We start from the raw sequence: 13,692 nt of genomic DNA on the forward strand, positions 1-13,692 counted from the left end.
AAGGTTGAGACAGCTTTTTAGTGTCTAAAGTAAACCGTATTGGCGTCAATGACGCCGCTATACTTCAAGATCTATATGCTTGGTCTTATGTTTACTTTTAGGCTCACTTAAAGGCGCGTCATCATCAGTAATATAGTCACCAGTGCCTAGTTCATATTCTACTTTCGATTTCTGCTTAGCTTGGGTATTGTGTACATGTTCGTTATGGGATGAGGGAAGTTCAGCCTGTGGCTCCTCATAGCTATCAGGTGCGACCTCACTCGAGGGAGTCGACGCACTTACACGATCGACAATGCGTCTGCGCTGAGTAATGAATTGTACGGGTTTGCTAAGCATGGCATATATGCTGTCTAAACTCATGTTTGCCTCCTTGTCGTGTATGATCACTGACATCCCATGTGAGTAATATTAGGGCTATTGACTTCATTTATTTCAATGCCATCTTTTAGGCGCTGTTAACGTAAGATTGCATTACTATTTACCTTATATCGGCCTGTGTGGGCGATATTTTAATCAAATATTCAGTTATTCTGTAAAATGATCTAAAAAGATGCTACGCAGTGGTGTAGATCAAATCATCTTACCTTCATTACATTCTGCTAACCGAATGTCTGCTCAGTTCTCTTGCCATCAATTATCAGCAACATAAATTGTATGCTTTTTATGCTTGATGACGATTTATTCACACCAGATGGATTAAGTTTAATTAAAAATTATATTTAATATGGCGTGTTGTTAAGGGTAAATCATACCGTTTAAAGGTGATTTAACCTATTAATCGTACGCTATAGTGTGATTTGTTAACATTAGGTGAGATAAAAGTTGCTGAAATAACCGCCGATATGTATCTGGTTTTATTCATTAACTCATATTTTTCGTGGTTATTATTCGCTTTAGCTATTGTTTTTATTCCCCAGCTATAAATTCCCTGCTAACCCGCTTGGCGTCTGGATTTAATATATGTTCACATCCCTTGACAACACTTGTGTTGTATCCCTAAACTTAGCATTTGTGGGAAGAAGTGGATCATTGTGGATCAAATTAAAACAACAAGGACTTTCTAAACGTGTTTCGAGGTGCAAGTGCAATCAATATGGACGCAAAAGGACGGATCGCTATGCCAGCGAGATTCCGCGATGCGTTACGTAATGGGCACGATGGCATGCTTGTATTGACCGTTGATATTAACTCTCCTTGCTTGCTGATTTATCCCTTACATGAGTGGGAACTCATGGAAACCAAATTGTTACTACTTTCTGACATTGACCCCACAGAGCGCTCGTTGAAACGCAAGTTATTGGGATATGCCCAAGAATGTGAACTAGACAGCCATGGCCGCATTGTTGTGCCGCCAATACTCAGAAGCTTTGCTAATTTGGATAAAAAAACCATGTTAGTTGGCTTATTAAATAAATTTGAATTATGGGAAGAAGGGGCTTGGCAGCTGCAAATGGAGCAAAACCATGAGCTGATCAGCAACCAGAATTTGGCCAGCCATCCAAGGTTGAGCCAATTTACCCTGTAATGTGATGAAAAGAAGACCCAAATGAGTCAAGAGTTTGCTCACTTAAGCGTGTTATTAAAAGAGACTGTAGAGGGTCTTAATATTGATCCTAATGGCATCTATATCGATGGCACATTTGGTCGTGGCGGACACTCACGACATGTACTGAGTCACTTAGGTCCTAATGGACGTTTAATTGCCATTGACCGAGACCCGCAAGCAATTGAAGCTGCTAAAGCGTTTGCTGACGATCCTCGCTTTCAAATTGTCCACGGTGGATTTGGTCAGATGGCCGATTACATTGAAGACTTAGGGCTAGTTGGCAAGATTAATGGTGTACTACTGGATTTAGGCGTGTCATCGCCACAACTTGATGATGCTGATCGTGGTTTTAGTTTTTTACGCGACGGTCCATTAGATATGCGCATGGACAATAGCAAGGGCGAAACGGCAGCGCAATGGATTGCCCGCGCTGAAATTGAAGATATGGCGTGGGTATTTAAAACCTACGGCGAAGAAAAAAACTCTCGCCACATTGCCCGTTGCATTGTTGCTGACAGGGACGAAAAACCCTTTTTACGTACCAAAGATTTAGCTGAATTGATTGCACGTATCACTAAAAATAAAGAACGTAACAAGCATCCTGCAACACGTGTGTTTCAAGCAATTCGTATTTATATTAATAGTGAGTTAGAGCAAATTGACCAGGCACTTGAAGGTTCTCTAAAAGTGTTAGCGCCCGAGGGACGCTTATCAGTAATTAGCTTTCACTCATTAGAAGATCGCATGGTGAAACGTTTTATTCGTCGTCACAGTCAAGGTGAAAGTGTGCCGTATGGTTTACCTATCACTGAAGATCAAATAAATAAGTCGCGCAAACTGAAGCCAATGAGTAAAGCATTAAAACCATCGGATGAAGAGATTGAACAAAACCCTCGCTCACGCAGCTCAGTGCTACGTGTAGCTGAGCGTTTACCGTATTAAGGTAGAAGATTTTGAGCCAGCCTTCACTTAATCTTCCCCGTATCGTTTTACAAGATATATGGCACCATAAATGGGTGGTGCTGGCGACGATTATCGTGATGATAAATGCAGTAGCCGTGGTCTATACCAGCCATGTGAGTCGCAAGCTGACATCACAATGGGACGAATTATTACAAGAACAAGATCGTCTTGATATTGAGTGGCGAAATTTATTGTTAGAAGAGCAGTCGCAGTCGGAACACAGTCGTGTCACCCGCATTGCGACAAAAGACTTAAACATGTCTAGACCACTTCCCAAAGAAGAAGTGGTGATACGGGCACAGTGAGCATAGGGAATATGTCCAGACAAGCAAAGCGTAAACAAAATCCTGAACTGATCCCATGGCGTCTATACGTTGTGGTGGGATTTGTCATGCTGCTATTTGTCAGTTTAATTGCTCGTGCAGCCTACATTCAAATTATTGAACCGGATAAACTGCGTCACGAAAGTGATATGCGTACGCTACGAACGACCAGTAACCAGGTACAAAGAGGCTTAATTACCGACCGACATGGCGATATGCTTGCCGTCAGCGTACCTGTACGAGCGGTATGGGCCGACCCTAAACATGCATACGATCAAAAAGCCTTTGCTGATATGCGCCGTTGGCAAGCATTAGCCGATGTACTGCAAGAGCCTGTGGATAAATTGGTTGAGAAAGTTAAGCGCGATCCAAAGAAACGATTTGTCTATCTAAAGCGTCAAGTTACCCCTGCGGTTGCTGATTATATTGAGCAATTAAAAATTGGCGGTATCTACTTAAAATCTGAATCACGTCGCTACTATCCAGCCGGAGAAATTGCTGCTCAGTTAATTGGTATCACCAATATTGATGATGTTGGCATTGAGGGTATTGAAAATACCTATAACACCTGGTTAACCGGGACACCCTCAAAGCAAAAAGTACGTAAATCTCGTGACGGTAGCGTAGTTGAACGTCTTGATATGGTGCAAGAGGGTGAAAACTCTAACGACATCGTCTTGAGTATTGATCAACGCATTCAACAATTGGCTTATCGAGAATTAAAGCGGGCTACTGAAACCTATCAAGCTACTTCAGGTTCTGTGGTGGTGATTGATGTGCTTACTGGCGAAGTGCTAGCTATGGTCAATACGCCATCATATAACCCCAATGCTCGCGATAATTTGCAAGCACACCGAATGCGTAATCGCGCATTAACAGATACTTTTGAACCTGGATCTACCGTTAAACCCTTTGTAGTGGCGGCGGCTTTAGAGGCTGGAACCGTAAAGTCTGATGATCTAATTTCAACATCGCCAGGTTGGATGCGGATCGGCGGTCGTCAGGTACGTGATTCAAATAACTATGGCGACATGTCGCTGGCAAAAATACTGGTCAAATCATCTAACGTAGGTATCAGTAAACTCGCCTTGTCTATGCCAGTTCAACAATTGCTTGGTACTTATCAATCTATGGGACTTGGCAATTATTCAGGTATTAACTTAACGGGTGAAAGTGCAGGATTAATTCATGATCGCCGCCGCTGGTCTGATTTTGAACGCGCGACGCTATCGTTTGGTTATGGTTTTACTGCCACACCGCTTCAACTTGCTCGCATGTATGCCACCTTAGGCAGTGGTGGCGTATTGTTTCCGGTATCTATTTTAAAGTTGAAAGAGCCACCTAAAGGTCAGCAAGTATTATCTGAGCAAGTCGCTAAAGATGTAATGCAAATGTTGGTCGGCGTGACTGAAACCGGTGGCACAGCGACTAAAGCCCATATTGATGGTTATCCTATAGCGGGTAAGACTGGTACCAGTCGTAAGGCGGTAGCGGGAGGCTATGGTGATGATTATGTAGCAATATTTGCCGGTGTAGCGCCTGTGCATACCCCAAGATTGGCTATATCTGTGGTCATAAATGAACCCAAAGGTGATAAGTATTATGGCGGCGATGTCGCCGGCCCTGCTTTTGCCAAGATAATGTCCGGTGCCCTGCAAATGCTCAATGTCGAACCTATTTCTGAACGCGATGTGATAAAGCTTGCTGCTGCGCCAAGGAGCGCGGGATGATGTTACTCAAAGATTTACTCGCGCCCTGGTTTCATTATGCCGGGGCTGAAACTTTTTATAGCTTAACCTTAGATAGTCGTCAGATTGATGCTGGCAAAGTATTTGTTGCCTTGCCTGGTTATCAAGTTGATGGGCGAAAATATATTAACGCTGCGATTGAAAACGGCGCAGTAGCGGTACTTGCGCACACTGACGATCCCGCTCAACATGAACAAGTCGAGTTGATTAATAGCGTTCCTATTATTCATTTCTGCCAATTGACAAGACAGCTTTCAGCTGTGGCAGCTCAATACTATACCGTGTCAAACAAGCTTAAAGTAATAGGCATTACCGGCACGAATGGGAAAACCTCTGTCAGCCAGATTATTGCACAAATAGTGACTTTATTAGGTCAAAAAGCGGCTGTAATGGGGACCTTAGGCAATGGATTATGGGGTGAGCTCGTTGACAGTGGTAATACCACAGCTGATGCGATTACCGTGATGCAGCAATTATCTGGTTTTGAACAGCAGGGCGCGAACGTGTGTGCCATGGAAGTATCAAGCCATGGTTTAGTGCAAGGACGGATTGAAGCTGTGCCATTCAATACCGCAGTATTTACCAATTTAAGTCGCGATCATCTTGATTATCATGGTGATATGGACGCCTATGCCGCAGCTAAAAAACGTCTATTCCAATTTGGGTCATTATCAAGCGGGGCGATTAACCTAGATGATGCAGTCGGTGCAAAGTGGTTAGGCGAATTCCAAAAAAATGAGCTAGCGCTCACGCATTCGTTCAATAGCAACTCTACAACGTTAAAATTACAGTCTTTTAGTTTGAACAATGTTAGAGCTGATTTTTACTGCCAAGATACTGTGTTTAATGACCAAGGCGTTACTGCAATATTGGTTTATCCTTCAGCCGATGGCAGCGATAAACTCAGTGCAAAGTTAATCTCACCATTACTTGGGCATTTTAATCTTGCTAATGTATTAGCCGCTATTTCAGCTTTATCATTACAGGGTATTGAAATGGCCGACATACTTAATGTGTTACCGCAAATTAAACCCGTTGCAGGTCGAATGGAGCGTTTTGCGTGTGATGGTAAAGCAACATTAGTGGTTGATTATGCCCATACTCCAGACGCTATCGAGCAAGCTTTAAAAGCACTGCGCGTTCATTGTGCAGGCCAATTGTGGTGTGTTTTTGGCTGTGGTGGCGATCGTGATAAAGGCAAGCGTCCTTTAATGGCGCAGGCCGCAGAACAATTTGCTGATCGCGTTATGGTTACCAGCGACAATGCGCGTAGTGAAAATCCTCAAAATATTATTGACGATGTATTAGCGGGGTTAGCTTCACCAGAACAAGCACTGTCTAATATCGACCGGATCAGCGCAATCAAGCAAGTTGTGGCGCAAGCGAAACCGCATGACATTATTTTATTGGCGGGCAAAGGTCATGAAACTTATCAAGAAGTGGCAGGAAAACGATTGAATTATGATGAACGCGCATTGGCCATGCAGTTAATGGAGGCTTCAATATGATTTCGCTTTCATTAAGTCAAATAGCACAGACTTTAAATGGTCAGTTGATTGGTGAGGATATCGCTATCAAGGCCGTCAGTACTGATAGCCGTAAATTTGATCATGACAGTCTATTTATCGCGCTCAAAGGTGAACGATTTGATGCCCATGAATTTGCAGCTAAGGCTTTAGAAAATGGCGCTAAAGCGTTATTAGTTGAACGAGAGTTGCCGCTGAATATCCCTCAAGTTGTCGTCAGTAATACTCACAAAGCTTTAGGCCAATTAGGTCAGTTAGTGCGACAGCAAGTGGCACCGATAGCTGTGGCGTTAACCGGCTCAAACGGTAAAACCAGCGTTAAAGAAATGGTCGCAACCATTTTATCTCAGCAATTTCAGGTGTTATTTACCGCAGGTAATTTTAACAACGATATTGGTGTCCCACTTACCCTGTTGCGATTATCACCAGGTGATCAGTATGGTGTATTTGAATTAGGTGCGAACCATAAAGGTGAGATTAACTACACCAGTAGCCTGGTTGAGCCGCAAGTTGCCTTAGTCAACAATATCGGCAGTGCACACCTTGAGGGGTTTGGCTCGATAGAAGGCATTGCACAGGCTAAATCTGAAATATTTAATCATTTGTTACCAGACGGTACTGCCGTGATTAATGCCGATGATCAGTTTGCTGATTTTATGGCAATTAAAACTGCGGCGTTTAAGCAGCTGCGCTTTTCTCGGGAATTAGATGTTACCGCTGATGTGCGAGCTACTAAATTAGTTGCCAGTGCCCAAGGTTGTTATCACTTTTCACTCGAATATGCTTCGCAAGCGGTTGAGGTGCAATTGCCGTTGGCGGGTATCCATCAAGTCAGTAATGCACTGGCTTCTGCGTCTATATGTTTAGCTCTAGGGCTAGATTTATCGATGGTGGCCTCAGGGTTGAGTTTATTGCAACCAGTAAAAGGGCGCATGATGCCGAAAGCATTGGGGCGTTTTTTAGTGGTAGATGATAGTTATAATGCCAACCCTAGTTCAGTCAGTGCTGCGATTAACTGGTTGCAACAACGTCAACATCACCGTTGTTTAGTGCTGGGAGATTTGGGCGAATTAGGCGACAATGCTGCCCCTTTGCACGAACAGCTCGGTAAGCAGGCTAAAATGGCTAATATTGACGCGCTGTATTGTTGTGGCAGTTTATCTGCATACGCAAGTCGTGCTTTTGGTTGTCAACATTTTCTAGATGTCAGTGAATTAGGTCAGATGTTAATAGCACAATTAAATCAGTTGCCAGGTGAGGCGACAATATTAGTTAAAGGTTCTCGAAGCGCAGCGATGGAACGTGTGGTCGATATATTAGTAGATGCCTTTGGGCGCGGGGAGTTAGTGTAGATGCTGGTTTATCTGGCCGAGTATTTAACCCAGTTTTACAGTGGGTTTAACGTTTTTTCTTATGTGACTTTTAGAGCTATTTTAGGGCTGTTGACCGCATTAGTGTTTAGTTTGTGGTGGGGACCAAAATTGATTGAGCGTTTGCAGTTATTGCAAATTGGTCAAGTTGTGCGTAATGACGGCCCTGAATCACATTTTAGTAAACGCGGCACCCCGACCATGGGCGGATTACTGATCCTTGCGGGTATTTTTATCAGCGTATTACTTTGGGGTGATCTATCCAGTCGATACGTGTTGGTGATGTTGTTCGTGTTAGGTGCTTTTGGCGCGATAGGCTTTCTTGATGACTACTTAAAAGTGGTTAAGAAAAACTCTAAAGGACTTATCGCTCGCTGGAAATATGCTTCACAGTCTATAGCCGCGTTAATTGTCGCTTTTTACTTATATAGTTCAGCGACAATACCCGGTGAGACCCAGTTAGTGGTGCCGTTTTTTAAAGATGTCATGCCACAACTTGGCATCCTGTTTATCTTTTTAACTTACTTCACCATTGTCGGTGCCAGTAATGCGGTTAATTTAACCGATGGTTTAGATGGTTTAGCGATTATGCCTACCGTGATGGTTGCAGGCGCGTTTGCGCTGGTTGCTTATCTGTCAGGTCATGCCCAGTTTGCCAGTTATTTGCATATTCCTCATTTGCCAGAAGCGGGTGAGTTAGTGATTGTATGTACCGCAATTGTTGGCGCTGGTTTAGGTTTTTTGTGGTTTAACACCTATCCTGCGCAAGTTTTCATGGGCGATGTGGGCTCACTCGCACTCGGTGCGGCTTTAGGCACTATTGCGGTATTGGTTCGCCAAGAGATTTTATTGGTCATCATGGGCGGCGTATTTGTGATGGAAACCGTTTCAGTAATTTTACAGGTGGGCTCTTACAAGCTTCGCGGGCAGCGTATTTTCCGTATGGCGCCTATACACCACCATTATGAATTAAAGGGCTGGCCTGAGCCGCGCGTAATTGTGCGTTTTTGGATTATTTCTCTATTCCTTGTGTTACTGGGTCTTGCGACCTTGAAGTTAAGGTAAATTATTATGCAATCCAATTACACGCACATAGTGTTAGGGCTTGGAGCCACAGGGCTGTCGGTCGTGCGTTATTTAGTTTCGCAGGGAATTAAACCTTTGGTAATGGATAGCCGGCGCCACCCCCCGGGCGAAGATGTGCTAGCAAAAGAGTTTACTGATATTGAATTGATGGCAGGTGGTTTTGATTGCCGATATTTAGTTCAAGCAAGTCAATTAATTATCAGTCCTGGTATCTCAATTGATACGCCTGAGATTAGAGCTGCCCGTGACATGGGGATTGAGGTTATTGGTGATGTAGAGCTATTTGCCCGAGCTATTGCTGATAGAAAACCGTGCGTGATCGGTATTACAGGATCCAATGGTAAGTCTACCGTAACAACCTTAGTGAACGACATCTTGGTTGCGGCAGGAAAAAAAGTCGCCATGGGCGGTAATATTGGTATTCCAGCATTAGATTTATTGGCTTTGGATGTTGAATACTATGTATTGGAGTTATCTAGCTTTCAGCTTGAAACGACATTTTCGTTGAACTGTATTGCAGCGACTTGCTTAAATATTAGCGAAGATCATATGGATCGCTATTGCAGCATTACCAGCTACCGGGAAGCTAAGTTGAATCTTTACCCACAAAGTAAATTTGTGATGTACAACCGTGATGATGAGCTGACTTTTCCCTTTGAGCCTATGAATCAAAATACATTTGGTTTAGGGGTGCCTGAAGGGGATGAATGGGGATTAAGCGACGGTAAAATCTTCCATGGTGACAGTGAGATCATGAATTTAAATGATGTCACCTTAATTGGCTCGCATAACCATGCAAACCTACTGGCAGCCATGGCATTGGTTGATGCCTGCTCAGTGGATAAAGCTTTTGCTATTCAAGTTGCTAGTAGCTTTAAAGGCCTAAGCCACCGTTGTGAGCTTGTAGTGGTATTAGATGGTGTGACGTATATCAATGACTCTAAAGCCACTAATGTTGGCGCAACGGTTGCGGCGTTGCAAGGATTAAATACCCATTTAGGTGAGGTGTTTTTAATCGCAGGTGGTGATGGCAAAGGGGCTGACTTTACCCCTTTAATTCCAGCATTAGAGCATGTTGCAAAGGTCATTACTCTTGGCAAAGACGGCGCAAAAATCGCTAAGCTCAAAAGTAATAGTATTAGCGTAACCACCATGAAAGAAGCGGTTGATACCGCTGCGAAACTGGCTTTTTCAGGTGATATCGTATTGCTGTCTCCTGCGTGCGCCAGTTTAGATATGTATCGCAACTTTATGGCGCGTGGCGATGATTTTAAGCAATGTGTGGAACAACTAGATGGCCAGTAATGAGCCGCAATTAAGCTTGTTCAAACAAGGGCTAAAAGGAATTTGGCCTTCATTGCTTAATGATAATAGCGCTGGCATAGAGCTTTACGACCGCACATTTTTAGCGGCTATTATTGGCCTGATGTGTTTTGGTTTTGTTATGGTAATGTCAGCTTCTATGCCTGAGGCAGAGAAGTTAACGGGTAATCCGTTTCACTTTATATATCGGCATATTTTTTATCTTGTTGGCTGCATTGTAATTGCGTTTGCCGTGTTGAAAGTTGAGGTGAGTCATTGGGAAAAAAATAGCGGCATGCTAATGATAGGCGTGTTAGTTATGCTATTTGCCGTATTGGTGGTGGGAACATCGGTTAATGGTGCAAGGCGTTGGTTAGCCATTGGGCCTGTGCGTATTCAAGTCGCAGAACTGGCAAAGTTTGTTTTTATTGTTTATATGGCGGGTTACCTAGTTCGTCGACATGGCGAGTTAAGAGAAAACCGTAAAGGCTTTTATAAGCCTATTGGTGTTTATGTGCTATTTGCAGTGTTAATTCTACTGCAACCCGACCTAGGCACAGTAGTGGTATTATTCGTTTGTACCGTCAGTTTATTATTTTTGGCCGGAGCCCGAATAACTGACTTTATGGTGTTGATATTACTCGGAATTGCAACCTTTGTGCTACTGGTGTTATTTGAGCCATACCGAATGCGACGGGTGACGTCGTTTATGGACCCGTGGGAAGACCCATTTGGCAGTGGTTATCAGTTAACTCAATCGTTAATGGCTTATGGTCGGGGAGATTGGTTTGGCCAAGGCTTAGGGAATAGTATTCAAAAGTTAGCTTACTTACCTGAGGCGCACACCGACTTTATTTTTGCGGTCATTGGTGAAGAACTTGGCTTTATGGGCATTATTGCAGTGCTAATAGTGATGTTTTTTATTGCACTGCGCGCTATTAGATTGGGTAACCTATGTTTGCAAATGCAACGACCGTTTGAAAGCTATGTTGCATATGGTGTGGGTATTTGGATTTGCTTTCAAACTGTAGTTAATGTCGGTGCAAGTATTGGCATGTTGCCAACAAAAGGGTTGACATTACCCTTTATTAGTTATGGTGGTAGTAGCTTGTGGGTAATGACCGCTGCGGTGATGTTGTTAGTCAGGATTGATCATGAAAGGCGTGTCAGTTTAATTCAAGCAGTACAAGGGAGGGCTAAATAGTGACAGATAAAAATACCAATAACAGTGCAGTTACTTATAGCCACTCTCCAAGATTATTAGTGATGGCAGGTGGTACCGGCGGTCATGTTTTTCCGGCATTAGCGGTTGCAAAGCATTTAGCCGCCATCGGCTGGCAGGTACGATGGTTAGGCACAGCAGACCGTATGGAAGCGCGCTTAGTGCCACAACATGGTTTTGATATTGAGTTTATCGATATTAAAGGCGTGCGCGGTAATGGCTTGCTGCGTAAATTAGCTGCACCGTTTAAAGTGGTACGCTCTATTATTCAAGCCAAAGCAGTTATAGACGATTTTAAGCCTAATGTGGTGCTAGGCATGGGCGGTTTTGCCAGTGGACCGGGTGGCATAGCAGCTAAGTTAGCTGGCGTTCCGGTAGTACTGCATGAGCAAAATGCCATTCCAGGTTTGACGAACAAATTACTGTCAAAAATTGCCACCAAAGTATTGTGCGCTTTTAACAACACGTTTTCGAGCGATGTTAAAAATGTTGAAGTGGTGGGTAACCCAATCAGACAAGAGTTGGTGCTATTGGGCGCGCTAGATAAACCCCTTAACGAGGATGCGCTAAAAGTATTGGTTGTAGGGGGAAGCTTAGGTGCTAAGGCGCTTAATGAAACCTTACCAGATGCGGTTGCCCAGTTAGCGACACAGCACTCGATAACCGTTTGGCATCAAGTGGGTAAAAATAACCTAGATTCAGTTAAAGCCGCTTATCAGCAACTAAACCAGCTTGATAAAGTGAATGTGGCTGAGTTTATTGATGATATGGAAGCGGCATACCGATGGGCTGATGTGGTTGTGTGCAGATCGGGTGCATTAACGGTATCAGAGCTAGCCGCTGTAGGTTTACCGAGTATATTAGTGCCTTATCCACATGCTGTTGATGATCATCAAACTAAAAACGCAGCAGTGTTAGTGGATGCTAAGGCGGGTTTTTTATTACCGCAAACAGAATTGAATGCAAAATTGCTTGTTGAAAAATTGCAGCTATTTGCCAGTGATAGAAAAGTATTGCTCCAAATGGGGTTAAAAGCACGGGGCGTAGCCGTGTTAGATGCCACTCAAAGAGTTGCAGCTATATGCGCCGCGGTAGCGAAAAAGGGTTGAAATGACAAAGACAGAAAAGTACGCACAGCTTCGTAGCATGATCCCAGAAATGAGACGGATCAAGCGAATTCATTTTGTTGGCATCGGTGGTGCTGGCATGGGTGGTATTGCGGAAGTGTTAGTCAATGAAGGCTATCAAATCAGTGGCTCGGACATTGCGGTAAATAATGTCACCGAACGCTTAGCGCGTTTAGGAGCAAAAATCATTATTGGCCATCAGGCTAACAATGTTGTTGATGTGGATGTTGTTGTCGTCTCAACGGCTATTGATAAGCAGAATCCTGAAATTCTAGCCGCACAGGAAAATCGTACGCCAATCGTGCGTCGAGCAGAAATGTTAGCTGAACTGATGCGTTATCGCCACGGTGTAGCGATTGCTGGTACACATGGTAAAACCACCACAACCAGTTTAATTGCCAGTGTTTATGGTGAAGCTAAGCGCGATCCCACTTTTGTTATTGGTGGTCTGTTAAACAGTGCAGGTACTAATGCACGTTTAGGTACAAGCCGGTATTTGATTGCTGAAGCAGATGAAAGTGATGCCAGCTTCTTGCATTTACAGCCAATGGTCAGTGTCGTAACCAATATTGAAGCTGATCATATGGACACTTATGGCGGCGACTTTGAAGTACTTAAAACCACATTTGTGGATTTTTTACATAATTTACCATTTTACGGTGTTGCCGTAATGTGTATTGATGACCCGGTTATTCAAGAGATTTTACCGCGAGTTGGACGTCAAATAGTCACTTATGGCTTTAGTGAAGATGCCGATGTCAGGGCGAGTAACTTTGTTCAGCAAGGGCATCAATCTCGTTTTACTGCGCACAGAAAAGACAGACCCGATTTAGATATCGTGTTGAACTTGCCCGGAGCACACAACGTGCTTAACTCTTTAGCTGCTATTGCAGTGGCAAGTGAAGATGAGATTGATGATGCTTCTATTGTCAAAGCATTAGCAGAGTTTGAAGGTATTGGTCGTAGATTCCAACATCTAGGTGAGTTTGATACCCCAAATGGCAAGGTCATGTTAGTGGATGACTATGGTCATCATCCAAGTGAAGTGCTTGCAACCATTAAAGCGGCACGTGCAGGTTGGCCTGATAAACGATTAGTGATGGCTTACCAGCCACATCGTTATAGCCGTACTCGCGATCTATATGAAGACTTTGTCGAGGTACTATCGCAAGTCGATTGTTTGCTGTTACTTGATGTTTATGCTGCTGGTGAGAATCCGATACCGGGTGCTGATGGCCGAGCATTGTGTCGTTCAATTCGCGTGCGCGGTCAGGTTGACCCGATATTTATCTCTGGGCCTGATCAACTCGCCAGTGTATTACCTGATGTATTGCAAGACGGAGACTTATTACTAACACAAGGTGCGGGTAATATTGGTGCGTTATCACGTGAGTTAGCAAGTAGTGAACTGGGTTTTAAGCCTACATAATGTTAAACTAAAATTGAGCGGTTTTTGTACAGCTATGCAGTTGAAAAATC

12 protein-coding genes are annotated in these 13,692 nt (G+C 43.7%); 11 read left to right on the plus strand and 1 reads right to left on the minus strand.

Going from position 1 to position 13,692, the window contains the following annotated elements:
• Positions 1 to 57: 57 nt before the first annotated feature.
• On the minus strand, positions 58 to 360 hold the full coding sequence (locus FJ709_RS01310) for a hypothetical protein (protein ID WP_226412721.1): 303 nt from the start codon (positions 358 to 360) through the stop codon (positions 58 to 60).
• A gap of 706 nt (positions 361 to 1,066) precedes the next feature.
• On the opposite strand from FJ709_RS01310, the gene mraZ reads away from it, so the two are divergent.
• The 11 genes from mraZ to murC all read left to right on the plus strand — a co-directional run bounded on the left by mraZ (position 1,067) and on the right by murC (position 13,642).
• Entirely contained in the window at positions 1,067 to 1,525 is a 459-nt protein-coding gene (gene mraZ / locus FJ709_RS01315; RefSeq protein ID WP_226412723.1) for a division/cell wall cluster transcriptional repressor MraZ, read from the plus strand.
• 21 nt (positions 1,526 to 1,546) lie between these two features.
• Positions 1,547 to 2,488, plus strand: coding sequence for a 16S rRNA (cytosine(1402)-N(4))-methyltransferase RsmH (gene rsmH, locus FJ709_RS01320; protein WP_226412725.1), 942 nt, complete (start codon positions 1,547 to 1,549; stop codon positions 2,486 to 2,488).
• 11 nt (positions 2,489 to 2,499) lie between these two features.
• A complete protein-coding gene (ftsL, locus tag FJ709_RS01325) occupies positions 2,500 to 2,814 on the plus strand; it encodes a cell division protein FtsL (RefSeq protein ID WP_226412727.1) in 315 nt (104 codons plus the stop codon).
• An 11-nt stretch (positions 2,815 to 2,825) separates the two neighbouring features.
• Positions 2,826 to 4,562 carry a penicillin-binding transpeptidase domain-containing protein gene (locus tag FJ709_RS01330; protein ID WP_226412729.1) on the plus strand — a complete coding sequence of 579 codons (1,737 nt, stop codon included), beginning with the start codon at positions 2,826 to 2,828 and terminating at the stop codon, positions 4,560 to 4,562.
• The gene (gene murE, locus FJ709_RS01335) at positions 4,559 to 6,088 is read left to right on the plus strand and encodes a UDP-N-acetylmuramoyl-L-alanyl-D-glutamate--2,6-diaminopimelate ligase (protein ID WP_226412731.1); all 1,530 of its coding nucleotides are present in this window, start codon (positions 4,559 to 4,561) and stop codon (positions 6,086 to 6,088) included. Before FJ709_RS01330 ends, murE begins: the two co-directional genes overlap by 4 nt.
• A complete protein-coding gene (locus FJ709_RS01340; protein ID WP_226412733.1) occupies positions 6,085 to 7,458 on the plus strand; it encodes a UDP-N-acetylmuramoyl-tripeptide--D-alanyl-D-alanine ligase in 1,374 nt (457 codons plus the stop codon). The genes murE and FJ709_RS01340 overlap by 4 nt, the downstream gene beginning before the upstream one ends.
• Entirely contained in the window at positions 7,459 to 8,541 is a 1,083-nt protein-coding gene (gene mraY, locus FJ709_RS01345; RefSeq protein ID WP_226412735.1) for a phospho-N-acetylmuramoyl-pentapeptide-transferase, read from the plus strand. It begins immediately after the preceding gene.
• 6 nt (positions 8,542 to 8,547) lie between these two features.
• Complete coding sequence (gene murD, locus FJ709_RS01350; protein ID WP_226412737.1) at positions 8,548 to 9,867, plus strand: UDP-N-acetylmuramoyl-L-alanine--D-glutamate ligase; 1,320 nt, start codon at positions 8,548 to 8,550, stop codon at positions 9,865 to 9,867.
• Complete coding sequence (gene ftsW, locus FJ709_RS01355; protein ID WP_226412739.1) at positions 9,857 to 11,068, plus strand: cell division protein FtsW; 1,212 nt, start codon at positions 9,857 to 9,859, stop codon at positions 11,066 to 11,068. The genes murD and ftsW overlap by 11 nt, the downstream gene beginning before the upstream one ends.
• Positions 11,069 to 11,130: 62 nt before the next feature.
• Positions 11,131 to 12,195, plus strand: coding sequence for an undecaprenyldiphospho-muramoylpentapeptide beta-N-acetylglucosaminyltransferase (gene murG / locus FJ709_RS01360; protein WP_226415801.1), 1,065 nt, complete (start codon positions 11,131 to 11,133; stop codon positions 12,193 to 12,195).
• A 1-nt stretch (position 12,196) separates the two neighbouring features.
• Positions 12,197 to 13,642, plus strand: a complete 1,446-nt coding sequence (gene murC, locus FJ709_RS01365) for a UDP-N-acetylmuramate--L-alanine ligase (RefSeq protein WP_226412741.1) — start codon at positions 12,197 to 12,199, stop codon at positions 13,640 to 13,642.
• Positions 13,643 to 13,692: the final 50 nt, after the last annotated feature.

It is taken from the genome of Shewanella glacialimarina (assembly GCF_020511155.1).
GTDB lineage: Bacteria > Pseudomonadota > Gammaproteobacteria > Enterobacterales > Shewanellaceae > Shewanella > Shewanella glacialimarina.

Bases quoted from the DNA above. Each gene is read 5' to 3' on its own strand.
- murE (WP_226412731.1), top strand. From the start codon at position 4,559: ATGATGTTACTCAAAGATTTACTCGCGCCCTGGTTTCATTATGCCGGG.
- mraY (WP_226412735.1), top strand. From the start codon at position 7,459: ATGCTGGTTTATCTGGCCGAGTATTTAACCCAGTTTTACAGTGGGTTT.
- rsmH (WP_226412725.1), top strand. From the start codon at position 1,547: ATGAGTCAAGAGTTTGCTCACTTAAGCGTGTTATTAAAAGAGACTGTA.
- ftsW (WP_226412739.1), top strand. From the start codon at position 9,857: ATGGCCAGTAATGAGCCGCAATTAAGCTTGTTCAAACAAGGGCTAAAA.
- FJ709_RS01330 (WP_226412729.1), top strand. From the start codon at position 2,826: ATGTCCAGACAAGCAAAGCGTAAACAAAATCCTGAACTGATCCCATGG.
- murD (WP_226412737.1), top strand. From the start codon at position 8,548: ATGCAATCCAATTACACGCACATAGTGTTAGGGCTTGGAGCCACAGGG.
- murG (WP_226415801.1), top strand. From the start codon at position 11,131: ATGGCAGGTGGTACCGGCGGTCATGTTTTTCCGGCATTAGCGGTTGCA.
- FJ709_RS01340 (WP_226412733.1), top strand. From the start codon at position 6,085: ATGATTTCGCTTTCATTAAGTCAAATAGCACAGACTTTAAATGGTCAG.
- murC (WP_226412741.1), top strand. From the start codon at position 12,197: ATGACAAAGACAGAAAAGTACGCACAGCTTCGTAGCATGATCCCAGAA.
- FJ709_RS01310 (WP_226412721.1), bottom strand. From the start codon at position 360: ATGAGTTTAGACAGCATATATGCCATGCTTAGCAAACCCGTACAATTC.